The organism is Micromonospora sp. 067-2, from assembly GCF_046549295.1.
GTDB lineage: Bacteria > Actinomycetota > Actinomycetes > Mycobacteriales > Micromonosporaceae > Micromonospora.
Map to the genome: position 1 here is coordinate 473,785 of NZ_JAJPWB010000006.1, position 21,789 is coordinate 495,573.

19 protein-coding genes are annotated in these 21,789 nt (G+C 72.1%); 8 read left to right on the forward strand and 11 right to left on the reverse strand.

Features of this window, described 5'->3' with window-relative positions; translation table 11 throughout:
* Window positions 1–56: 56 nt before the first annotated feature.
* Window positions 57–746, forward strand: coding sequence for a metal-dependent transcriptional regulator (locus tag ACLJN9_RS17555; RefSeq protein WP_410812435.1), 690 nt, complete (start codon window positions 57–59; stop codon window positions 744–746).
* Between the two features lie 22 nt (window positions 747–768).
* Here the strand turns inward: ACLJN9_RS17555 and ACLJN9_RS17560 are convergent, their stop codons facing one another.
* From ACLJN9_RS17560 to ACLJN9_RS17570, 3 genes are all read right to left on the reverse strand, one after another.
* A complete protein-coding gene (locus tag ACLJN9_RS17560; protein WP_410812436.1) occupies window positions 769–1,317 on the reverse strand; it encodes a hypothetical protein in 549 nt (182 codons plus the stop codon).
* Between the two features lie 123 nt (window positions 1,318–1,440).
* Window positions 1,441–1,695: a DUF5522 domain-containing protein gene (locus ACLJN9_RS17565; RefSeq protein ID WP_410812437.1), complete on the reverse strand. Its 255-nt coding sequence runs from the start codon at window positions 1,693–1,695 to the stop codon at window positions 1,441–1,443.
* A gap of 42 nt (window positions 1,696–1,737) precedes the next feature.
* Entirely contained in the window at window positions 1,738–2,727 is a 990-nt protein-coding gene (locus tag ACLJN9_RS17570; protein ID WP_410812438.1) for an asparaginase, read from the reverse strand.
* A 214-nt stretch (window positions 2,728–2,941) separates the two neighbouring features.
* Between ACLJN9_RS17570 and ACLJN9_RS17575 the strand changes: the two genes are divergently transcribed.
* From ACLJN9_RS17575 to ACLJN9_RS17590, 4 genes are read left to right on the forward strand one after another with little or no spacing between them, the layout of a single operon-like run.
* Window positions 2,942–4,213: an MFS transporter gene (locus ACLJN9_RS17575; protein WP_410812439.1), complete on the forward strand. Its 1,272-nt coding sequence runs from the start codon at window positions 2,942–2,944 to the stop codon at window positions 4,211–4,213.
* A gap of 52 nt (window positions 4,214–4,265) precedes the next feature.
* Window positions 4,266–4,829, forward strand: a complete 564-nt coding sequence (locus tag ACLJN9_RS17580) for a dihydrofolate reductase family protein (protein WP_410812440.1) — start codon at window positions 4,266–4,268, stop codon at window positions 4,827–4,829.
* 49 nt (window positions 4,830–4,878) lie between these two features.
* Window positions 4,879–5,742, forward strand: a complete 864-nt coding sequence (locus tag ACLJN9_RS17585) for an alpha/beta fold hydrolase (RefSeq protein ID WP_410812441.1) — start codon at window positions 4,879–4,881, stop codon at window positions 5,740–5,742.
* A gap of 33 nt (window positions 5,743–5,775) precedes the next feature.
* Window positions 5,776–6,717: a MerR family transcriptional regulator gene (locus tag ACLJN9_RS17590; RefSeq protein ID WP_410812442.1), complete on the forward strand. Its 942-nt coding sequence runs from the start codon at window positions 5,776–5,778 to the stop codon at window positions 6,715–6,717.
* 14 nt (window positions 6,718–6,731) lie between these two features.
* On the opposite strand, the gene ACLJN9_RS17595 is transcribed toward ACLJN9_RS17590, so the two are convergent.
* Complete coding sequence (locus ACLJN9_RS17595) at window positions 6,732–7,688, reverse strand: DUF2332 domain-containing protein (protein WP_410812443.1); 957 nt, start codon at window positions 7,686–7,688, stop codon at window positions 6,732–6,734.
* Window positions 7,689–7,827: 139 nt separating this feature from the next.
* Between ACLJN9_RS17595 and ACLJN9_RS17600 the strand changes: the two genes are divergently transcribed.
* A complete protein-coding gene (locus tag ACLJN9_RS17600) occupies window positions 7,828–8,940 on the forward strand; it encodes an FAD-dependent monooxygenase (RefSeq protein WP_410812444.1) in 1,113 nt (370 codons plus the stop codon).
* 273 nt (window positions 8,941–9,213) lie between these two features.
* On the opposite strand, the gene ACLJN9_RS17605 is transcribed toward ACLJN9_RS17600, so the two are convergent.
* Both ACLJN9_RS17605 and nrdR read right to left on the reverse strand, forming a co-directional pair.
* Window positions 9,214–12,132, reverse strand: a complete 2,919-nt coding sequence (locus tag ACLJN9_RS17605; protein ID WP_410812445.1) for a vitamin B12-dependent ribonucleotide reductase — start codon at window positions 12,130–12,132, stop codon at window positions 9,214–9,216.
* 62 nt (window positions 12,133–12,194) lie between these two features.
* A complete protein-coding gene (gene nrdR / locus ACLJN9_RS17610) occupies window positions 12,195–12,698 on the reverse strand; it encodes a transcriptional regulator NrdR (protein WP_410812446.1) in 504 nt (167 codons plus the stop codon).
* A 582-nt stretch (window positions 12,699–13,280) separates the two neighbouring features.
* Here nrdR and lexA point away from each other — a divergent pair.
* Window positions 13,281–14,066, forward strand: a complete 786-nt coding sequence (lexA, locus tag ACLJN9_RS17615) for a transcriptional repressor LexA (RefSeq protein ID WP_252416575.1) — start codon at window positions 13,281–13,283, stop codon at window positions 14,064–14,066.
* 97 nt (window positions 14,067–14,163) lie between these two features.
* On the opposite strand, the gene ACLJN9_RS17620 is transcribed toward lexA, so the two are convergent.
* Both ACLJN9_RS17620 and hflX read right to left on the reverse strand, forming a co-directional pair.
* Window positions 14,164–15,849, reverse strand: a complete 1,686-nt coding sequence (locus ACLJN9_RS17620) for a hypothetical protein (protein ID WP_410812447.1) — start codon at window positions 15,847–15,849, stop codon at window positions 14,164–14,166.
* A gap of 50 nt (window positions 15,850–15,899) precedes the next feature.
* Complete coding sequence (gene hflX, locus ACLJN9_RS17625) at window positions 15,900–17,354, reverse strand: GTPase HflX (protein WP_410812448.1); 1,455 nt, start codon at window positions 17,352–17,354, stop codon at window positions 15,900–15,902.
* Between the two features lie 183 nt (window positions 17,355–17,537).
* Here hflX and ACLJN9_RS17630 point away from each other — a divergent pair, with 183 nt between their 5' ends.
* Window positions 17,538–19,004 carry an NAD-dependent malic enzyme gene (locus tag ACLJN9_RS17630; RefSeq protein ID WP_410812449.1) on the forward strand — a complete coding sequence of 489 codons (1,467 nt, stop codon included), beginning with the start codon at window positions 17,538–17,540 and terminating at the stop codon, window positions 19,002–19,004.
* Between the two features lie 157 nt (window positions 19,005–19,161).
* Here ACLJN9_RS17630 and dapF read toward each other — a convergent pair whose 3' ends face one another.
* The 3 genes from dapF to ACLJN9_RS17645 are packed head-to-tail and all read right to left on the reverse strand — an operon-like array spanning window position 19,162 to window position 21,699.
* On the reverse strand, window positions 19,162–19,998 hold the full coding sequence (gene dapF / locus ACLJN9_RS17635; protein ID WP_410812450.1) for a diaminopimelate epimerase: 837 nt from the start codon (window positions 19,996–19,998) through the stop codon (window positions 19,162–19,164).
* Between the two features lie 7 nt (window positions 19,999–20,005).
* On the reverse strand, window positions 20,006–20,908 hold the full coding sequence (miaA, locus tag ACLJN9_RS17640) for a tRNA (adenosine(37)-N6)-dimethylallyltransferase MiaA (protein ID WP_410812498.1): 903 nt from the start codon (window positions 20,906–20,908) through the stop codon (window positions 20,006–20,008).
* A 26-nt stretch (window positions 20,909–20,934) separates the two neighbouring features.
* Window positions 20,935–21,699 (reverse strand): class III extradiol dioxygenase subunit B-like domain-containing protein, encoded by a 765-nt coding sequence (locus tag ACLJN9_RS17645; protein ID WP_410812451.1) that lies wholly within the window; start codon window positions 21,697–21,699, stop codon window positions 20,935–20,937.
* Between the last annotated feature and the right edge of the window lie 90 nt (window positions 21,700–21,789).

Below are 21,789 nucleotides of genomic sequence, written 5' to 3' on the forward strand. Positions count from 1 at the left end.
GGCAGTCGATCGTCGTTCTCCGAGGTAGCATCGTGCACCGGAGGGCCGCTGACGTCATGAAGTCTCACGACCTGGTCGACACGACCGAAATGTACCTGCGCACCATCCTCGAGTTGGAGGAGGAGGGTGTGCCGCCGCTGCGCGCCCGCATCGCCGAGCGGCTGAGGCAGAGCGGTCCCACGGTCAGCCAGACCGTCGCCCGGATGGAGCGCGACGGCCTGCTCACCGTCGAGGGCGACCGGCACCTGATGCTCACCGCGGAGGGCCGCGGCAGCGCCGTGTCCGTGATGCGCAAGCACCGCCTCGCCGAGTTGCTGCTGGTCAACGTCATCGGGATGCCCTACGAGGAGGCCCACGAGGAGGCCTGCCGCTGGGAGCACGTGATGAGCGACGCCGTGGAGAAGCGGGTGTACGACCTGCTGAACCGGCCGACGCGCTCCCCGTACGGCAACCCGATCCCCGGGCTGGAGGAGCTGGGCTCACCGGAACCGGAGTCCCCCGCTGCCGGCGAGGGGGAGCGCAACCTGGCCTTCCCGGGCCTCTCCGGGCCGGTCGTGGTGCGCCGGATCTGCGAGAGCGTGCAGACCAACGCCGACGTGCTGCGTCAACTGCACGCCGCCGGTGTCGACCCGGGCGCCACGGTGACCGTGGCCCAGGAGCGTGACGGGGTGTCGATCGACCGTTCCGGAGACCGCGTCCGGCTGCCCCGCGAGGTCGCCTCCCGGGTCTTCGTCGCCGCCAACTGACACCACCTGCGGCCCTGGCGTTTCACAGCGCCCGGGTGTCCACCTTCTTGGCCAGTGCGATCAGGTCGGCGGTCCGTTTCTCGGCCGCCGACCGCTCGCTGCCGGGGGCGCCGGTCCAGCTCAGCTCCGCCAGCCGGCCCTCGGAGGCCAGCCAGCCCACCTCGGCGACCGGCCCGCTCCCGCCCTTCGCGGCCACGGTCCGCCGGTATGCCTGCTGACCCAGCCCGGTGACCTTCGCCGCCTTGTCGGGCACCACGTCCGCACCGAAGGTGGTCTTGTCGATCTTGGTGTCGGTCACCGTCAACGTCAGCTCCGGCAACGCCTCGCGCTCGGCCCGGAGCACGCACGTGTGGGTGTCACCGCGCTGGTCGGCAGCCGCCACGTCGAACCGCACCTTCGCCACCTGCTCGATCACCGCGAAGTCCAACAGTCGGCACGCCCCACCCGATGAGGCCGCCGCCACGTCCACGGCGATCGGCGCCGGAGGCGGCACCGCCACCGGCTCGGCCTCGGCAGCACAGCCGCTCACCAACAGCCCCGCCAGACCGGCGACCACGATCCGCCCGCGCACGCCCCACCCTCTCGCCGACCGACGGCGGATAGCGCCCGCCAGATGTCCGTCGGACACCGTACGGGGTGTCCGGGTCGGGCGGAAGCCCTCGTTCGGTGGGCCCTTGGGCAACCCGGCCGGCGCTCACCCCGTAGGCGGATCCTGCACGTACGGGCAGTGTCGGCAGCCGCGCCCACAGCAGGTGCCGCGCCGGGCCAGGAAGCCGGCCGTGAGCACGAACAGCCCCGTCGCCGGATCGAGGTAGCCGGCCTCCCCGGCTGCCAGGGCGGCGGCGTGCACGGCGAGGACGTGTGCCCGGTCGGGATGCTCGGGCGGAAGCCGGGACGGGTGCGGCTCGGTGAACGGCCGATCCGCCAACGGTCGTCGCTCCCCGGTCACCGCAGCAGTCTAGGGACGCCGTCGCTGGGGGTGACCCACCGGTCAACCATGCCGGGCCAGGGCGGCGGTCACCTCGTCCCGGTCGGCGTCGGCGGCCAGCAGCAGCCGGAGCAGCACCCGCGCCTTGTACGGGTCGAGCAGCCCGCCGTTGAGCAGTCCCCGTCGTTGCAGGTCGGTTTCCGAGCCGACCGCCCCGTAGGTCTGCCGCAGCACCGACCCGGCCCCGGATCGGGAGGTGAGGACGACCGGCATCCGGCCGGCGAGGTCGCCGAGCACCGGGGCCAACGTGGCGGGCACGTGGCCCACCCCGAAGCCAGCCACCACCAGACCCTGGTGGGTGCCGGCCAGGCCGTTCAGCAGCAGCCCGTCGTCGTCCATCGTCGTCACGTACAGCGCGACCCGCGTCGCGTCGAGTCGGGCGGGGTCGACCGGTGGCAGGGGTTCGTGCCGCTGCGGCCGGGTGAGCATCCGCACCTCCCCCTCGATCACCTGCCCTATCGGGCCGGCGTTGGGCGCGGCGAAGGTGGCGGTGCTGGTGCTGTGCGTCTTGCGCAGCCAGCGGGCGGCGTGCACCTCGTCGTTGACGACGACCAGAACGCCCAGGTCACGGGCTGCCGGTGCGGCGGCAACCCGTACCGCCGCGAGCAGGTTCGCCGGCCCGTCGGCGCCGGCCAGAGTGGGGTTGCGCATCGCGCCGGTGAAGACCAGCGGGGCGGCGTGCGGCCAGACCAGGTCGGCCAGGAACGCCGTCTCCTCCAGCGTGTCGGTGCCCTGGGTGACCACCACGCCGGTCGCACCGCCGGCCACCGCCCGGGAGGCCTCCACGACCACGTCGAGCAGGTGGCGGCCGGTGAGGTTGGCGCTGGGCACCGCGTGGGCGTCCCGCAGTTCGACGGGTACGCCCAGCTCGGCGAGGCCCGGCACAGCGGCCGTGAGGTCCGCGCCGGTGAGTCGGGTGACCACGCCTGGACGGCCGGCGTCGACGCCGCCCATCGCGATGGTGCCGCCGAGGGTGATCAGGGCGATGGACACGGCTGGAGCCTCCGTTCCGCCGCCCGAACGTCGGGCGGCCCGACGACCGTACCCATGCCCCCCGGTCCAGGCCGGCCGGTGGTGACCCGGCCCTATGTGCCTGCTGGGCACCGCGGTCGGGGCCGCGGAATTGCCGTGCCGGGCGGGGCGACGCGCCGGTAGAGTCCGCGAGCCGCCGATCGGCGGCGCAGACCCGCACAGACAGGCAGCGCCCGTGAGTCAGCAGGTGGAGCAGCCCTCGGTCGAGGTGGGGACGGCACCATCGCTGTGGCGCAGCCGGAACTTCCTGCTGCTCTGGGGTGGGCAGACGGTCAGCGAGCTGGGCACCCGGATCACCGGCGTGGCAGTGCCGCTGCTCGCCGCCGACACCCTGAACGCCAGCGTGTTCCAGGTCTCCCTGCTGACCGTCCTGGCCTGGCTGCCGTACCTGCTCTTCTCGCTGCCAGCGGGCATTCTCGTCGACCGTTTCGACCAGCGGCGGATGATGATCGCCTGCGACCTGGGTCGGGCCACGCTTCTGCTGTCGCTCCCGCTGGCCGCCCTGGTCGGCCAGCTCACCCTGGCCTTCCTGTACGCGGTGGTGGGGCTCGGTGGGGTGCTCACCGTGCTGTTCACCGTGGCGTACAAGAGCATGCTGCCCCGACTGGTGCCGGCGGACCTGCTGGTCGAGGGCAACGCCAAGATCACCATCAGCCAGGACGCCGCCGAACTCGTCGGCCCGACGGTCAGCGGCGCGTTGATCGGGCTGGTCGGCGCCGCCCGGACGTTCCTGGCGAACGGGTTCGCCTTCCTGGTCAGCGCGCTGACGTTGATCCTGATCCGGGAGGAGCCGGTACGCCGCGAGCCGGCCCCGCGGGTGCCGCTGCGGGTGGAGCTGACCGACGGGCTGGGCTTCATCCGGCGGCAACCGATCCTGGTCAGCATCCTGGCCTGCACCACCTGGTCGAACTTCTGGGTGATGGCGTCCGGCTCGATCGAGGTGACCTTCCTGGTGCGTGAGCTGCACGCCACCCCCGTGCAGGTCGGGCTGGTCTTCTCGGTCAGTGCCGTCGGCGGGCTGGTGGTGGGGGTGCTGGCCGCCCGGCTGTCGGCCTGGCTCGGCTCGGCCCGGGTGATCTGGGTGGCGATGACCGTGCCGGGTCCGTTCTACCTGCTCATGCCGCTGGCGCGGCCGGGCTGGGGTCTGCTGCTCTACGGGGCTGGCCTGGCCGCCTTCTCGGCCAACGTGGTGCTGTACAACGTGGCGGCGATGACGTACCGGCAGCGGATCACCCCGGCGGCGATCCTCGGCCGGGTCAACGCGGCGTTCCTCTGGATCTGCTTCGGAGTGGTCCCGCTCGGCGCGCTGGCCGGCGGCACCCTCGGCACCGTGCTGGGGCTGCGCGGCGCGCTCTGGGTGTGCGTGCTGGGCACCTGGGCCGCGTGCCTGTTCGTCCTCTGCTCGCCGCTGCGGCGGATGCGCGACATGCCGCCAGTTTCGTCGTAGGGTCCGACCATGCTCGCTTCCGGCGTAACCGGACGAGCACGGAGGGAACGCGATGCGGAAGATCGTCGTGCACATGAGCCTGTCGTTGGACGGCTTCTTCGAGGGCCCGGACGGCGACCTCGGCTGGCACCAGGTCGACGACGAGCTGCACGAACACTTCAACGAGGTCATCGCCCCGATGGGCGGGTTCCTCAACGGCCGGGTCAGCTACCAGTTGATGGCCGAGTTCTGGCCGACCGCAGACCAGGATCCGGCCGCCAGCGCCCCGATGCGCGAGTACGCCCGTATCTGGCGCGACATGCCGAAGATCGTCTACTCGCGCACGCTGGAGCACGCCGACTGGAACGCCACGATCGTGCGCGAGGTCGACGTCGAACAGGTCCGAAAGCTCACCGCCGAGCCCGGCGGCGACCTGGGGCTCGGCGGGGCCGACCTTGCCGCCACGTTCGCCCGGCACGACCTGATCGACGAGTACCGCATCTACGTCCACCCGGTGCTGCTCGGCCGGGGCCGCCGCCTGTTCCCCGACGCCGACGCCCCGACCGGCCTGCGGCTGATGGAGAGCCGGACGTTCGGCAACGGCGTCGTCCTGCTCCACCACGAGCGGGCCCGCTGAAGGGCGCGACGGGTCGCGGCGCCCGGCCCGGTGCTGGCAGGCTGCCCTGATGCCGACCTTCGCGGCGCCCGACGGGACCACGCTCGCCTACCGGATCTTCGGTGACGGCTCCCCGCTGGTCTGCCTAGCGGGTGGACCGATGCGCGACTCGGCGTACCTGGGCGATCTCGGCGGCCTGTCCGCGCACCGCATGGTGATCGTTCCGGACCTGCGGGGCACCGGCCGTTCGGCGGTTCCCTCGGACGTCACCTCGTACCGGTGCGACCGCCTCGTCGGTGACGTCGAGGCGCTGCGCCAGCACCTCGGGCTGACCCGGATGGACCTGCTCGGGCACTCCGCCGGCGCCAACCTCGCAATCCTGCACGCGACGCGGCACCCGGAGCGGGTCGGCCGTCTCGTGCTGGTCACGCCCAGCACGAGGGCCGTCGGGCTGGAGGCGACGGCCACGCTGCGGGAGGAGGTAACCCGGATCCGCGCGGCTGAGCCGTGGTACCCGGCGGCGGCCGAGGCCCTGGAATCCATGGTGGCGGGCTGGGTCAGCCCGGAAGCCTGGCAGGCAATCGCGCCGTTCTTCTACGGCCGCTGGGACACGGCGGCCCAGGAGCACCAGGCGGCCGAGGCCTGCCAGCGCAACGAGGAGGCCGTGCAGACTTTCGGCGCCGAAGGTGCCTTCGATCCGTCGGCCACGCGGGCCGCGCTCGTCAGTCATCCGGGGCCGGTGCTGCTGCTGGCCGGTGAGGTCGACCTCGCCGCGCCCCCGGGCCTGGTGGCCCAGCTCGGCGAGCTGGTGCCGCACGCCGAGCTGGTCGTTCAGCCACGCGCGGGGCACTACCCGTGGCTCGACGACGCCGAGGCGTTCAGCGCCACTGTCGCGGCGTTTCTCGCCGACCCGCAGCCATCAGGAGAGGCTTGAGTCTCCACCGGGGGGAGAGGCGAGGGTCACGGAATGAGCGAGAAGACGCAGTACACGATCGGTGACCTGGCCCGGCGGACCGGCCTGAGCGTCAAGACCATCCGGTACTACGCCGACCGCGGGATCGTGCCGCCGACCGACCGGAGCCCGGCCGGCTACCGCCGGTACGGCCCGGAGGCCGTCGCCCGGTTGGAGCTGGTCCGGACGTTGCGCGCCCTGGGTGTGGACCTGGCCACCGTCCGGCGGGTGGTGGCCCGCGAGGTGCCGTTGGCGGAGGTGGCCGCCGCGCATGCCGAGGCGCTGGCGGTGCAGATCCGTGTGCTGGGGCTGCGGCGGGCGGTGCTCACGGTGGCGGCGAGGCGTGGGGCAGGCCCGGCGGAAATGCAGGTTCTGCACCGGCTGGCGCAGCTCACCGCACACGAACGGCAGGACCTGGTCGGCGACTTCCTGGACGCCGTCTTCGTCGACCCGAGCGACCGACCTACGTACCCCGGCGTTCTCGTCTCGATGACGCCGGACCTGCCCGACGAGCCCACCACCGAGCAGGTCGAGGCGTGGTTGGAGCTGGCCGAGCTGTGCCAGGACCCCACCTTCCGCGCGAGCATGCGGCGGTTGGCCCGCCAGCACGCCGCCGACCACGATGTCCCGGGGCTGCCCCGCCCGGACGCCGTCGCGGTGGTTCGGGACGCGGTGGCCCCCGCCCTCGCCGCCGGTGTCGATCCGACCGGGCCCGACGCCGATCCGGTGGTCGCGGCCGTCACCGCCCGGTACGCGAGCCTCCGCGACCGCCCCGACGACGCCGACCTGCGCCAGCGGCTGGTCGAACGGCTGAGCGTGGCGAACGATCCCCGCCGGGACCGGTACCTCGACCTGCTGTCGGTGGTCAACGGCTGGTCGAGGGGCGGTGCGGTGACGCCGGCGGTGGACTGGTTCCTCCAGGCCCTACGCGCCCGGATGCCCGAACCGGCCCGCTGAGCCGACTCCCGGTGTCAGCCGAACCAGGTCACCGCCTGGCCGTGGCCCCGAGCCCAGGCCAGCGGCGTGCCGTCCAGCGCGAGGACGTTGTGCAGCCCCTCCTCAGGCGGCTCCGGCAGCCCCTCGTACGGCAGCACCTCCGGTGCCTCGTTGGCGACCCAGTGCCCGGGCAACCCACGGACCAGCCGGACGAATGCCTCCCGGCGCGGCGCGGGCACCTGGTAGAGCACGGAGGTGTGGAACACCACGAGCGTCGCACCGGCCGGCGCCTGCGCGGCCAGCGCCGGCAGGTCGTCAACCAGGTCGCCGCGGACCAGCAGCGGCGGGTCGGCCGCGGCGACCGCCGCGGCGGCGCGCAGCCGGGCCCGCCGGTGCGCGTGCTCCGGCCAGATCAGCGCGTCCAACCAGGACACGTCGTCGGGGTCGGTCACGTCGAGCGGGTTGAGGTCAAGGCCGGCCCGCCACACCACCTCCGGTACGCGTGCCGGCGGCACCAACCCGTCGGCCGCGCACTCCAGGACCGGCTCGCCGGAGCCGACCTGATGCTCGCCGTAGCGGTACGCGTACCGGTCGGGGTAGAGGCAGAGGCCGGCGGACGCGCCGACCTCCAGCAGGGCGAGGGGCTGCGGCAGCGCGGCGAGCACCGGCAGCAGGACCGCGCAGCGGCCGGCCTCGTTCGTCTGGGTGGCCCGAACGCGCAGCTGCGCCTCGATGGCCGGCCAGTTCGCCACCGTGTAGTCATAAAACGCGGCCGGGTCCTCGACCGGGCCGCCGAGCCACCGCACGACGCCGAACAGCAGGTTCGGTTGCCGCTTCGCCGGCGGAAGCCCGTCGAGCAGGGCGATCAGCTCGTCGTCGTCGGCGACGGCGGCTGACAGACGCTCGTACGTGGGCGACACCCCGCGCGCCTCACGGCTGCCGAACTCGACGTACGCCTCAGTGGTCTTGAAGCCCTCATCCTCGGTCGACATGCCCTCATCGTCGCAGCCGTTCCCCGGCAGTTCAGCCCCCGTTCTCGTGCGCTGACTCACCCGCCTCGTAGAGTGCTACGGCGGCCGGAACGGTGAGCAGCAGCTCATACGGCCGGCAGGGGCAACGGGGGATCGTGTCATGCGGGGTGCGGGTGTCCGGGTACTGATCGTCGGCGGGGGTGTCGCCGGACTGGCGACGGTGGCCGCTCTGCGGGGTTGGGGCGCGACGATCGATGTGGTCGAGCGGTTACCGGGGCCGACCGACTCCGGCACCGGCATCTACCTCACCGGCAACGCGACCCGCGTGCTCGACGTCCTCGGCCTGCGGGAGCCGGTCGCGGACGTCGCCGTGGAGATCACGCGGCAGCGCAGCGCCAACCAGCGCGGGCGTCGACTCTTCGACATCGACGTGGCGGCGCTGTGGCGGGGCGTCGGGCCGTGTGTGTCGCTGCCCCGGGCGCAGCTGCACCGGGCCCTGCTCGCCGGCGTCGGCGACACCCCGATCCGCTGGGGCCGCCAGCCGGTCGCGCTCGTGCGGGAGGGCGACCTGGTCGCGGTCGAGTTCGACGACGACAGCACCGAGCGGTACGACCTGGTGATCGGCGCCGACGGGGTGAACTCGACCGTACGCCGGCTCGCCTTCGACGGTCAGGCGGCCCGCAACCTCGGCCAGTACGCGTACCGGTGGCTCGCTCCCCGCATCGACGACGAGCCGGTCTGGTCGGTGCAGCTGGGGCGCGGCAGGCAGTTCCTGACGATCCCGATCAGCGCCGAGCAGACGTACTGCTACTACAACGACGGCCCGGTGGCCGACCGGCCGGGCTGGCGTGAGGAGCTGGGCGCGACGTACCCCGAGCCGGCCGCCACCATGCTGAAGGCGCTCGACGCCGACCCCGACACCCTGCACGCCGGGCCGAACCAGGAGGTCGTGCTCGACTCCTGGTCCCGGGGGCCGGTGCTGCTGATCGGCGACGCCGCTCACGCCACGTCGCCGAACATGGCCCAGGGTGCGGCGATGGCCCTGGAGGACGCGTACGTGCTCGCCGCGTCGTTGGCCACCGCCGGTTCCGTCGCCGACGCGTTGCGTGGGTACGAGGCGCGGCGACGCCCGCGTACCGACTGGGTGCTGAGCCAGACCCATCGCCGGGACAAGGCCACCGGGCTTCCGCCCGCGCTGCGCGACGTGGTGCTGCGCCGCCTCGGCGAGCAGATGTTCCGGTCGAACTACGGGCCGTTGTTCGCCCAGCCCTGACCCGGCCACCTCGCGCGGCCTGCGCCGCCGGGACATCTCATCAAGGTGCTGAACTGGTGCTGGCGGACCATCTCCCCGACCTCCGCTGACCCTTCGGCGGCGGCCCCGGAGGGCCATGCCCTGACGAGCGTGATGCCTGTGAGTCATCACAATGCCTCACAGGCATCACGGCCGATAGCAAGATGCCCGCCACGCGGGCCAGCATGGATCCGGAAACGGCGCTGCCCCGACCTCCGATGAGGGAGGCCGGGGCAGCGCCGCGTTTCGCGTACGTCAGCTGCAGCCGCTGGTGGAGCCGCAGCCCTCGCAGACGTAGCAGCTACCGGCGGGGCGCATCTTCGTACCGCAGGTGAAGCAGAGCGGTGCGTCGGCGGCCTTGCCGATGACGGCCTCGAGCAGTTCGGTGCTGGAACCCACGTTCGGGGCCGGCTTGGCGGCGGCCACGTCGGCCATCTCCTGGGCCGGCTGGGCGACGGCTTCCGGCCTGGCCGGCGCCGGCGCGGCGGAGGTCTCCACCGGCGCCGAGGACGCCATCGCGGTGAGCTCCGCGCCGGTGACCGCGGCGGTTTCCGCGTCGGCCTCGGCCCGCAGCTGGGCGGCCCGCTCGCTGGCGGTGAAGATGCCCAGCTCGGCGCGACCCTCGTAGGGCAGGAAGTCCAGTGCCAGGCGACGGAAGATGTAGTCCATCACCGAGGCCGCCATCCGCACGTCCGGGTCGTCGGTCATGCCGGCCGGCTCGAAGCGCATGTTGGTGAACTTGCTGACGAACGTCTCCAGCGGCACGCCGTACTGCAGGCCGATGCTGATGGCCACCGAGAAGGCGTCCATCACCCCGGCCAGGGTCGAGCCCTGCTTGGACATCTTGAGGAAGACCTCGCCGAGGCCGTCGTCCGGGTAGGACGACGCGGTGAGGTAGCCCTCGGCGCCGCCGACGGAGAAGCTGACCGTCTCGGACGGGCGCTTCTTCGGCAGGCGCTTACGCACCGGCCGGTACTCGATGACCTTCTCCACCGCGGCCACTGCGGCCGGCGCGGCCGGTGCGGTCTCGACGGCGGCCGGTTCGGTGGCCTTGTTGGACTTGGCCACGGACAGCGGCTGGCCGACCTTGCAGTTGTCCCGGTAGATCGCCAGCGCCTTGAGGCCGAGCTTCCAGCCCTCGAAGTAGATCTTCTCGACGTCCTCGACGGTGGCCGCCTCCGGCATGTTGACCGTCTTGGAGATCGCGCCGGAGACGAACGGCTGGATGGCCGCCATCATCCGCACGTGACCCATCGGGGCGATCGTCCGCTCCCCCATGGCGCAGTCGAAGACCGGGTAGTGCTCCGGCTTGAGGCCGGGGGCGTCCACCACGTGGCCGTGGTCGGCGATGTGCTCGATGATCGCCTCGACCTGCTCCTCGGGGTAGCCGAGGCTGCGCAGGGCGCGCGGCACCGTCTGGTTGACGATCTGCATCGAGCCGCCGCCGACCAGCTTCTTGAACTTGACCAGCGCCAGGTCCGGCTCCACGCCGGTCGTGTCGCAGTCCATCATGAAGCCGATCGTGCCGGTCGGGGCGAGGACGCTGGCCTGCGCGTTGCGCCAGCCGTTCCGGTCGCCGATCTTGTTGCCCAGGGTCCACTGCTTCGTCGCCTCGCGGACGATCGCGGTGGCCACCGTGCTGGTCGGCTTGATCTCGTCGTTGGCGGCGGCGTGCTTGCGCATGACCCGCTTGTGCGGCTCGGCGTTGCGGGCGTAGCCGTCGTACGCGCCGACGACACCGGCCAGCTCGGCGGAGCGCCGGTACGCGGTGCCGTTCATCAGCGAGGTGATCGACGCGGCGACCGATCGGCCCTGCTCCGAGTCGTACGGCAGGCCGGTCGCCATCAGCAGGGCGCCCAGGTTGGCGTAGCCGATGCCGAGCTGACGGTAGGCGCGGGTCGTCTCACCGATCTTCTCGGTCGGGAAGTCGGCGAAGCAGATCGAGATGTCCATCGCGGTGATGACGAACTCGACAGACTTGACGAACTTCTCCACCTCGAAGCCACCGTCGGCGCGGAGGAACTTCATCAGGTTCAGCGAGGCCAGGTTGCACGAGGAGTTGTCCAGGTGCAGGTACTCCGAGCACGGGTTCGACGCGGTGATCCGGCCGGTCTCCGGGCAGGTGTGCCAGTCGTTGATGGTGTCGTCGTACTGCAGGCCGGGGTCGGCGCACTCCCAGGCGGCCTGGGCGATCGTGCGGAACAGCTTCTTGGCGTCCACGGTGTCGATCACCGCACCGTCCAGCCGGCCGCGCAGGTCGAAGCTGCCGCCGTTCTGCACGGCCGACATGAACTCGTCGGAGACCCGGACCGAGTTGTTGGCGTTCTGGTACTGCACGCTGACGATGTCGGAGCCGCCGAGGTCCATGTCGAACCCGGCGTCGCGCAGGGCGCGAATCTTGTTCTCCTCGCGCGCCTTGGTGACCACGAACTCCTCGATGTCCGGGTGGTCCACGTCGAGGATGACCATCTTGGCCGCCCGCCGGGTCGCGCCGCCGGACTTGATGGTGCCGGCCGAGGCGTCCGCGCCTCGCATGAAGCTGACCGGCCCGGAGGCGGTGCCACCGGAGGACAGCAGCTCCCTGGACGAGCGGATCCGCGACAGGTTGACCCCGGAGCCGGAGCCGCCCTTGAAGATCAGCCCCTCCTCCTTGTACCAGTCGAGGATCGAGTCCATCGAGTCGTCGACCGCCAGGATGAAGCAGGCGCTGACCTGCTGCGGCGACGGCGTGCCCACGTTGAACCAGACCGGCGAGTTGAAGCTGAACACCTGGTTCAGCAGCATCCAGGTCAGCTCGTGCCCGAAGATCTCGGCGTCGGCGGGGCTGGCGAAGTAGCCGTACTCCTCACCCGCCGTGCGGTAGGTGCTGACCACCCGGTCGATCAGCTGCCTGAGCGACCACTCCCGCTCCGGGGTCCCCACCGCTCCCCGGAAGTACTTGGTGGTCACGATGTTGGCCGCGTTGACACTCCACGACTGCGGGAACTCCACCCCGCGCTGCTCGAAGTTGATCGAGCCGTCCCGCCAGTTCGTCATCACGACGTCGCGGCGCTCCCAGGCGAGCTCGTCGTACGGGTGGACCCCCTCGGTCGTCCACACACGCTCGATCTTCAACCCGGCGCTCGCGCTTGCCTTGCTCCGTGACCTGCTTGTCGTCACACCATCCCCCGACATCTCATCCGCCCCCTCGTCCACGCGGTCACCCGCCGCGCGTCCACCTGTCAACAACACAAACCTCAGTTGGTACGGCCGGCGGTCCCCGCCGCCCCGGCCTCCGCCGCGCCCTCCCGGGCGCGGGCGGCGGCCCGCAGTGTCTCAATCTCCTGCTCGAAGTCGGCGAGCGAGTCGAAGGACCGGTAGACGCTGGCGAACCGGAGGTACGCCACCTCGTCCAGGTCCCGTAGAGGGCCCAGGATGGCCAGCCCCACATCGTGGCTGGGCAGCTCGGCCGCTCCCTTGGCCCGGACCGTCTCCTCGACCTTCTGGGCCAGCAGCGCGATCGAGTCCTCGTCGACCGGCCGGCCCTGGCACGCCTTGCGCACCCCGCCGATGATCTTCGTACGGCTGAACGGCTCGGTCACCCCGCTGCGCTTGACGACCGCGAGGACCGCCTCCTCGACGGTGGTGAACCGCTTGCCGCACTCCGGGCAGGACCGCCGCCGTCGGATGAGCTGGCCGTCGTCGGCCTCCCGCGAGTCGACCACCCGGGAGTCGGCGTGTCGGCAGTACGGACACCGCATCGCCCACCTCCAAATAATGATCAACTCGGGTGTACCGGGCACGTCCGGACACGGCCCACCTCGGCGACGCCGCCCTCGGATGGCGCTCGCCGTGATCAACCTTACGGGTGTGCGGTCGGTAGCTGGACCCAACCTGTAGGCAACTTACGCCCGTGTCACTACTACATCTAGGGGTCGACCGTATGTCGCTGACGAACCCCGGTCAAGTTGCCGGCGTGTCCGGCGCGTCACGGACCCCTCCGGTCATCCGCCCCCCAACGCTCCGCCGGGTGCCCAACGCCGGCAGGCCCTCGGAGTTACCGGCCGACCGGCCGAAGCGGCCCGGAAAACGGTCGAGGATCGAACACACGTGCTATCCGACGTACCATTTATCAGAACATCCGTACGACAGGTGCGGTTTTTCACCCCGACACGCCGGTGAGAGGTCGTACAGATGTTTGAAAATGACCGATCTCACCTATACGGTCAGGAACAACCGGGCGTGATGGATCTTCAGCACCCCCGGCGACGCAGCACCGTCGTGGCACCGCCGCACGCACCACGAGCCGACGAGGCACCCAGCGCCGACCAGGGAGGACGGACGTGACCGAAGACCGGGCCAGCCGGCCGAAGAGCCCGCAGCAGATCACCGAGGCGGGCCCGCCGGCCACCCGACGCCGCAGTGCCGCGCGCAGCCGGACGGGTCAGCCCGCCGTGCGCCCGGTCACCCCGGTGGTCAGCGCCTTCCCCGACCCGGCGACGGTCGACCTGACCGCCCGCCAGCGACGCATCCTGGAGTTCATCCGCACCTGGGTGGAGCGGCACGGCTACCCGCCGAGCGTCCGGGAGATCGGCGAGGCGGTCGGCCTGGTGTCGCCGTCCAGCGTCGCCTACCAGCTCAAGGAGCTGGAGAAGAAGGGCTTCCTGCGCCGCGACCCCAACCGGCCGCGTGCGGTGGACGTCCGCGCCCCCAGCGAGGCCATCGACGACGAGCTGACCCGCGCGCAGCGGCCGACACCGGCGTACGTGCCGATGCTCGGGCGGATCGCCGCCGGTGGGCCGATCCTCGCCGAGCAGGCGGTGGAGGACATCTTCCCGCTTCCCCGCGAGTTGGTGGGTGAGGGCGAGGTCTTCATGCTCCAGGTCAAGGGCGACTCGATGCTCGACGCGGCGATCTGCGACGGCGACTGGGTGGTCGTCCGGCAGCAGCCGACCGCCGACTCGGGCGAGATCGTGGCCGCCATGCTCGACGGCGAGGCGACCGTGAAGACCTACCGACGGCGCGACGGGCACGTCTGGCTGATGCCACAGAACCCGGCCTTCGACCCGATCCCCGGTGACGACGCCACCATCATGGGCCGGGTCGTGGCGGTGCTGCGCCGCATCTGACCGGTTCGCGGGTGAGTGCCGACGGCGCTCACCCGCACCGATCCGGTGACAGGCAGGTCAGTCGGCCACTGCGCGCCACGGCCCTGGGTCCAGGGCGTCAGTAGCGGTCACCCCGGTGGCCGCGACCGCCCCCGGGATACTGTCCGTACGGATCACCGGGCGCGTCCTCGTCACGCCGGCGACCGGGCCGCTGGCCCCGGTAGTCGGGCTCCTGCCCACCACGCCGAGGCGGCTCCGCACGACCGGTGCCCGGCTGACCACCGCCGCCGTACACGCCAGCGCCGGGACCACCGCCACCACCCGGGGGGCGACCACCGCCACCACCCGGCGCGCGACCGCCACCACCACCCGCCTGCCGGCCACCGCCACCTGCCGGGGGACGACCGCCGCCGTAGACACCGCTACCGGCCCCGCCGCCGCCCGGCCGAGCGGCACCGTAGCCCCCGTCGGCGCCTGCCGGACGGCCACCGCCGTACACCCCACCGCCCGCCGGGGCGGGACCACCACGGCCCCCACCGCCGTAGACGCCTCCGCCGGCCGGTGCGCCACCGCCGTACACCCCACCAGGGCGGTCACCGGGCGCTGGGCGACCCTCGTCACCACGTCCGCTGCGCGGGCCGACGGGCCCGTCGTCCGGATCGGATCTGTCCGACGCGTCGCCAGCCGGCGGTCGGCGGCGGGCCCGCACGATGCCGAAGATGCCGGCACCGACCAGCAGCACACCGATCAACCCGACCGCGCCGACCAGGTAGGTGATGTCGTCGAGGCTCAAGCCATCGGTCCAGGATTTCGAGGCGGCCGCATTGGCGACACCTGCGGCAGCCAGCGGCGCCACGGTCGACGTGGACGGCGTGTAGCTGAGAATGTCGATCGTCTCGTCCTCGGTGAACTGCTGGCCGTCGGAGACGGTGAGAAAGGTCTTGCCGTCCGAGGTGTAGCTGATGGCCTCGCCGAACGGGTCGGCGAGCGGCGTCACCCGGGGCTTTCCGGTGGTGAGCGCGCCCACGATGTCACCGCCGGCCACGTCGAACTCGAAGGCGTCCGCGTAGGTGCGCAGGACAACCCGTGCGCCGTCCGGCGATCGCGCCGCGCCCGTGATCGCGACCCGACCGAACGTGTTGAGCGGGTTCTCGGTCTGCGTCCGGGGCAGCGCGACGTCGCCGACCTTGCGCATCGGCACCGGTTCGGTATCGCCGTTCTTCAACTCGGCTGCCGGCGTGTAGATCTCGGCCTTGCCGCTGGTCACCTTCGTTATGATCAACGGCTTGCCGTCGTCACCGATGATCAGCGCCTCGGCGTCGCGCGGCTTGCCGTCGGGGTAGGAGAGCCGGTGCAGCACCGGCTGCTTCGCGCCGCTGCTCGGCATCGACCAGAGCGCGACCCGGGTACGGCGCACCTTCGAGGTGGCGTTGTCGCCGGTGTCGGCGATCCAGAGGGTGCCGCCGTCCTTCGAGACGGCGAGATCCTCGGTGTCGGCCGGACCCTGCCCGGGGTACCGGACCGGCTCCTTCGAGATCTTGCACTTGCTGTCCAGGAAGAAGACCCGCTTGCGTGCCGCGTTCTCGGTGCCGTCGTTGATGACGATGAAGCCACTCTTGGTGACCACGAGCCCGGACAGCTCCCGGAGCCGCTCGTCCACGATCGTGCAGCGCTTCTTACCGGGCGTGGCGGCTGGCTGCTCGGATGATCCGGGAGCGGGGGCCGCAACGGCGACTCCGGCGAGCGCCACGGTTGCCCCGAGCAGGCCGAGGGCAACCGTGACCGAGGAAACGACGCGGCGCATTCGGCCAGTGTCGCATGCCACGCGTTTCTGGTGGATGACGCCGTGGGCGGTCAGGGCCGGACGCCAGCCGCCTGACCCTGCCGCTCGACGTCGAACGGGGCCAGCTCGGCGGCGAGCGCCGCACCGACCCGGACGTGCAGCAGGGTGCCCTCCGGCAGGTGCGCCGTGCTGAGCACCTCGCCCGTGCGGTGCACCCGCGCCACCAGGTCACCCCGGTCGTACGGCAACACGGCACGAACCTCGACCGCCGGGCGCGGCAACCGCTCCTCGATCGCCTCGCGCAACCCGTCGATGCCCCGCCCGGAGTGCGCGGAGACGAAGATCGCGTCCGGCCAGAGGCGCTTGAGCCGGAGCAGCGTGTCCTCGTCGGCCGCGTCGGTCTTGTTGACCACCAGCAACTCGGGAAGGCGGTCCGCGCCGACCTCGGCGAGCACCTCGTGGACCGCTCGGACCTGCTCCTCCGGATCCGGGTGGGTGCCGTCGACGACGTGCACCACCAGATCCGCCTCGGCGACCTCCTCCAGCGTCGAGCGGAACGCCTCGACGATCTGATGCGGCAGGTGCCGGACGAAGCCGACCGTGTCCGAGAGGGTGTAGAGCCGCCCGTCGGGAGCGGTGGCCTTACGGGTGGTCGGGTCCAGGGTGGCGAACAGCGCGTTCTCCACCAGCACGCCCGCACCGGTCAGCCGGTTGAGCAGGCTGGACTTGCCGGCGTTGGTGTAGCCGGCGATGGCCACCGCGGGGACGGAGTTGCGGGAGCGACGGGCGCGCTTGGTCACGCGTACCGTCTTCATGCTCTTGATCTCACGACGCAGCCGGGAGATGCGGTGGCGGATGCGCCGCCGGTCGGTCTCCAGCTTGGTCTCACCAGGGCCACGTGTGCCCACGCCGCCGCCGGCGCCACCGCCGCGACCGCTACCACCGCTCTGCCGGGACAGCGTCTCGCCCCAACCGCGCAGCCGTGGCAGCAGATATTCGAGTTGGGCCAGCTCGACCTGCGCCTTGCCTTCCTTGCTCTTGGCGTGCTGCGCGAAGATGTCGAGGATCAGCGCGGTCCGGTCGACGACCTTGACCTTGGTGCGCTCCTCCAGGTTGCGCAGCTGGGACGGGGACAGCTCCCCGTCGCAGATCACCGTGTCGGCACCGGTGGAGAGCACCACCGCACCGAGATCCTCGACCTTGCCGCGACCGATGTAGGTGGCCGGGTCAGGTCGGGTGCGCCGCTGGATCAGCCCTTCGAGGACCTGCGAACCGGCGGTCTCGGCCAGGGCGGCCAACTCGGTGAGCGAATTTTCCGCGTCGGTCGCGGTGCCCTCGGTCCAGACACCCACCAGGACGACCCGCTCCAGCCGCAGCTGCCGGTATTCCACCTCGGTGACGTCGGTGAGCTCGGTGGAGAGGCCCGGTACGCGTCGAAGCGACTGCCGCTCCGACAGCTCCATCTCGCCAGTGGTGACGTCGTCGAACTCGCCCTCGACTCCGACGAAGCTCTCCTGGTCTCGCAAGCGGTTCTCCTGTCCGTTTTGATAAGTACAAAGTAATCCTGACAGAACGCAACGCTCAGCGCACCCGCTATATGCCCGTGCCGAGCGTCGCCAAAAGTGGGGCCGAATGCCGGCCGACCTCGACAACCCGGTAGAAATGCGGGCGGCGGCCGACCGGCCGCACAGCCGTGACGGAGGGACCCCGTGGCCATCACCCGACTGCCGAGCGCCGGATTCTCGATCACCATTCGGATCGCCGTGACCGCGGACGCCTCCTCGATCGGCCGACTGACCACCTCGGTCGGCGAGGCCGGGGCGATCGTCACGGCGCTCGACGTGGTCGACTCGGACCCGACCCACGTGATCGTCGACCTGACCTGCGACACCGCCGACACGGGCCACGCCGACCAGGTGGTCGACGCGCTGACCGCGCTGGACGGCGTGGACGTGCGCAAGGTGTCGGACCGGACCTTCCTGCTCCACCTTGGCGGCAAGATCGAGGTGACCTCGAAGGTCGCACTGCGCAACCGTGACGAGCTGTCCCGCGCGTACACCCCGGGGGTGGCCCGGGTCTGCATGGCGATCGCCGAGAACCCGGCGGACGCCCGCCGGCTGACCATCAAGCGCAACACCGTCGCGGTGGTCAGTGACGGCTCGGCGGTGCTCGGCCTGGGCAACCTCGGGCCGGCCGCGTCGCTGCCGGTGATGGAGGGCAAGGCGGCGCTGTTCAAGCGCTTCGGTGGGGTGGACGCCTGGCCGGTGGTGCTGGACACCCAGGACACCGACGAGATCGTGGCGATCGTCAAGGCGATCGCGCCGGCGTACGGCGGGATCAACCTGGAGGACATCGCCGCGCCGCGCTGCTTCGAGATCGAGGCCCGGCTGCGGGAGCTGCTGGACATCCCGGTCTTCCACGACGACCAGCACGGCACCGCGATCTGCGTGCTGGCCGCCCTGACCAACGCGCTGCGGGTGGTGGGCAAGCAGCTCGCGGACGTCCGGGTCGTGGTCTCCGGGGCCGGCGCGGCCGGCACCGCGATCATGAAGCTGCTGCTGCGCCAGGGCGTCGGCGACATCATCGCGTACGACCGGGAGGGCGCCCTGCACCGCGGCCAGACCGGGCTCAACTCGGCCTGGCAGTGGCTGGCGGACAACACCAACAGGGAGAACTACTCCGGCGACCTGCCCGGGGCGATCCGGGGCGCCGACGTGTTCATCGGTGTCAGCGCGCCGAACCTGCTCACCGGCGACGACATCGCTCAGATGGCCAAGGACTCGATCGTCTTCGCGCTGGCCAACCCGGACCCGGAGGTCGACCCGCGGGAGGCGCGCAAGCACGCCGCCGTGGTCGCCACCGGCCGCTCGGACCAGCCGAACCAGATCAACAACGTGCTCGCGTTTCCGGGTGTCTTCCGCGGCATGCTCGACGCGCACGCCGAGGAGTTCACCGAGGAGATGGCGATCGCCGCCGCCCGGGCCATCGCCGACGTCGTCGGTGAAGACAAGATCAACCCGACGGTGATCGTGCCGAGCGTCTTCGACTCCCGGGTCGCCCCGGCGGTCGCCGCCGCCGTCCGCGCGGCCGCGAACAGCCCCAGCCCGCTGCCCGCCGCCGACCCGGGGCCCGCCGACCTGCCCGAGATCGCCGCCAACGCCAGCGCCACCCCGTAACCCCGCGCCCCCGACCCGCGCCCGTCTCCCGCGTCCCCCCGTCCCGCGTCACTGCCGTCCCGCGCACCCCGCCGATCACGAGGTTGGTGGGCGATTATGCACGCTTTGTCCCCCGGCAACCTCATGATCGACGCCACGGCGGGGGGTGAGGGTGGGGTCAGGGGTTGGGGTGGGTCTTGCCGGTGGCGATGAGCACGGCTGGGCCGGAGAGCCAGCAGGAGTCGGCGGTGACGGTGACCGTGAGGCGGCCACCGGGGACGTCGACGGCGACCGTGCCGGTGTTCCGGCCGGCGTCGCGTAGGGCCACGGCGGCCACCGCGCAGGCGCCGGTGCCGCAGGACAGGGTTTCGGCACTTCCGCGCTCGTACACCCGCATGAGGGTGTGCTCGTCGGTGCCGTCCACCGCGTCGCCCGCCACGACGAACTCCACGTTCACGCCGGCCGGAAAGACCTTCCGGTCGAACCCGGGCGCGGCGCCGAGGTCCAGCGCGTCCAGATCGATGCCCGCCGGCAGGACGCACACCAGGTGCGGGTTGCCGACGTCGACGGCGGTGCCGGGCAGGGTCAGCCCGCCGAGGGTGGCGGTGGAGCCGTCGTACACCCGGGGTCGGCGCATCTCGACGGCGATGGTCGCCCCGTCGATGCGGGCGCGCACGACGCCGGCCCGGGTGGCCACCGGCAGCGCCGCGCCTACCGGCGTGGCCAGCCCGGTGTCGATCAGGTAGCGGACGAAGACCCGGGCGCCGTTGCCGCACATCTCGGCGAACGATCCGTCGGCGTTCCAGTAGTCCATGAACCACTCGGCGTCACCGGCCAGCCCGGCGCCCTCGGGATGCTTGGCCGCGCGGACCACCCGCAGCACCCCGTCCGCGCCGATGCCCCGCCGCCGGTCGCAGAGCGCCGCGACCAGCTCCGGGGTCAGGTCGAGCTGACCGTCCGGGTCGGGAAGGAGAACGAAGTCGTTGCCGGTGCCGTGGCCCTTGGTGAACTCCACGCCTCCATCATCGCGCAGCGGTGGGCACCAGGCGCAGGGCGGCCTCGATCAGGCTCGGCGTCGCCGAATCCAACCAGTGGATCCGCTGGTCGCGCCGGAACCAGGACCGCTGCCGGCGGACGAACCGCCGGGTGGCCCGGACCGTCTCCTCGTGCGCCTGCGTCTCGGTCAACTCCCCGGCGAACAGGCGCAACACCTGCTGGTAGCCGAGCGCCCGGCTGGCCGTCCGCCCCTCGGGCAGACCCCGACCGACCAGCTCACGGGTCTCGGCCACCAGGCCGTCGGCCCACATCCGGTCGACCCGCGACGCGATCCGCTCGTCCAGCAGCCCGGTGTCCAGGTCGACCCCGAGCTGCACCGACGGGTAGTACGGCGTCGGCTCGGGCAGCGATGCGGCGAACGGCGCACCGGTGAGCTCGATCACCTCCAGTGCCCGGACGATCCGTCGACCGTTGCCGGGCAGGATGCCCTCGGCGGCGGCCGGGTCGGCGGCGCGCAGCCGCGCGTACAGCGGCGCCGCGCCGACCTCGGCCAGTTCGCGTTCCAGCCGCTCGCGCAGCGCCGGGTCGGTGCCCGGGAAGTCGAAGTGCTCCAGCACCGCCCGCACGTACAGCCCCGAGCCGCCGACCAGCAGCGGCACCCGCCCCCGGGACAGGATGTCGTCCACCGCCGCGCGGGCCAGCCGCTGGTATTCCGCGACGCTGGCCGGCTCGGTGACCTCCCAGACGTCCAGCAGGTGGTGCGGCACCCCGTCCCGCTCCGCGGGGGTCAGCTTGGCGGTGCCGATGTCCATGCCCCGGTAGAGCTGCATCGAGTCGGCGTTGACCACCTCCCCGTCGAGGGCGTGCGCCAACGCGACGCTCAGTGCCGACTTGCCGGCGGCGGTCGGGCCGACCACCGCGACGACCATGCCGACCGGACGGTCGCCGTCGCGGGTCACGCAGGCTTCCAGGACGCCACGAAGTACGCGACGCCGTAGGGCGCCGCGTCGTATCGCAGCTCGCCGCGCCACGCGCCGGCCGACCGGGCCGCGCCGGCGAGCACCTGCCAGGGCGCCCGGCCGGCGGCCTTCAGCTGGGCCGACAGACCCGGGTCGAGGTCGAGCAGGACGTCCACGTCCGCCCCGGCCAGGGCCACGGCAACCCGCTGGTCGTACGGGAAGGCACGCGGGTCGTCGTACCCGGGGGACTTCTCCCCCCGGCAGGCCGACCCGTCCCCCAGCGTCAGCAGCGCCACCCGGGCGCCGACGGCGTTGACCTCGTCGGCGAGCGCGGCCAGCTCGGCCGGGCCGGCGTCGGCGGCCACCTGCACGGCCCGCACCGGCGGGCGCACGCCGTGCCGGGCCAGCAGCCACGCGCCGATGGTCAGGCTCAACGGCAGCACCGCGCCCCGGTCGGGCTGGCCGGGGGTCAGTGGCACGTCCAGGTCGACGCCCCAGGGCTGCAGCGAACCGGTCGCCGGAGGCAGGATCGGGCCGGTCAGCGGACCGGCGCCAAGCAGCACCACGACGTCCGGGTCGGCGGCCAACAGCCCGTCGACGGCGGTGTCGCAGGCCGCCCGCAGGTCGTCCAGCTCCGGCGCGGCGGCGCCGGCCACCTCGGGCACGAGCAGGGGCGGATGCGGGCAGACGGCGGCGGCGACCAGTGGCACCCGTCCACCGTAGCGGGAATGCCCGGAGCGTCTCCGCGCCGATCCGGTCATTCGCGCCCTAGGACACCGTATGGTCACGGTCGGCGATAGGCGCTCGACGCGGACCGGGTCGGACCTGTGACAATGCCGGAAGCAACTTGA

Bases quoted from the DNA above. Each gene is read 5' to 3' on its own strand.
- ACLJN9_RS17555 (WP_410812435.1), top strand. From the start codon at position 57: ATGAAGTCTCACGACCTGGTCGACACGACCGAAATGTACCTGCGCACC.
- ACLJN9_RS17580 (WP_410812440.1), top strand. From the start codon at position 4,266: ATGCGGAAGATCGTCGTGCACATGAGCCTGTCGTTGGACGGCTTCTTC.
- ACLJN9_RS17585 (WP_410812441.1), top strand. From the start codon at position 4,879: ATGCCGACCTTCGCGGCGCCCGACGGGACCACGCTCGCCTACCGGATC.
- ACLJN9_RS17590 (WP_410812442.1), top strand. From the start codon at position 5,776: ATGAGCGAGAAGACGCAGTACACGATCGGTGACCTGGCCCGGCGGACC.
- ACLJN9_RS17595 (WP_410812443.1), bottom strand. From the start codon at position 7,688: ATGTCGACCGAGGATGAGGGCTTCAAGACCACTGAGGCGTACGTCGAG.
- ACLJN9_RS17600 (WP_410812444.1), top strand. From the start codon at position 7,828: ATGCGGGGTGCGGGTGTCCGGGTACTGATCGTCGGCGGGGGTGTCGCC.
- ACLJN9_RS17605 (WP_410812445.1), bottom strand. From the start codon at position 12,132: ATGTCGGGGGATGGTGTGACGACAAGCAGGTCACGGAGCAAGGCAAGC.
- nrdR (WP_410812446.1), bottom strand. From the start codon at position 12,698: ATGCGGTGTCCGTACTGCCGACACGCCGACTCCCGGGTGGTCGACTCG.
- ACLJN9_RS17620 (WP_410812447.1), bottom strand. From the start codon at position 15,849: ATGCGCCGCGTCGTTTCCTCGGTCACGGTTGCCCTCGGCCTGCTCGGG.
- miaA (WP_410812498.1), bottom strand. From the start codon at position 20,908: ATGGTCGTCGCGGTGGTCGGCCCGACCGCCGCCGGCAAGTCGGCACTG.
- ACLJN9_RS17645 (WP_410812451.1), bottom strand. From the start codon at position 21,699: ATGACCGGATCGGCGCGGAGACGCTCCGGGCATTCCCGCTACGGTGGA.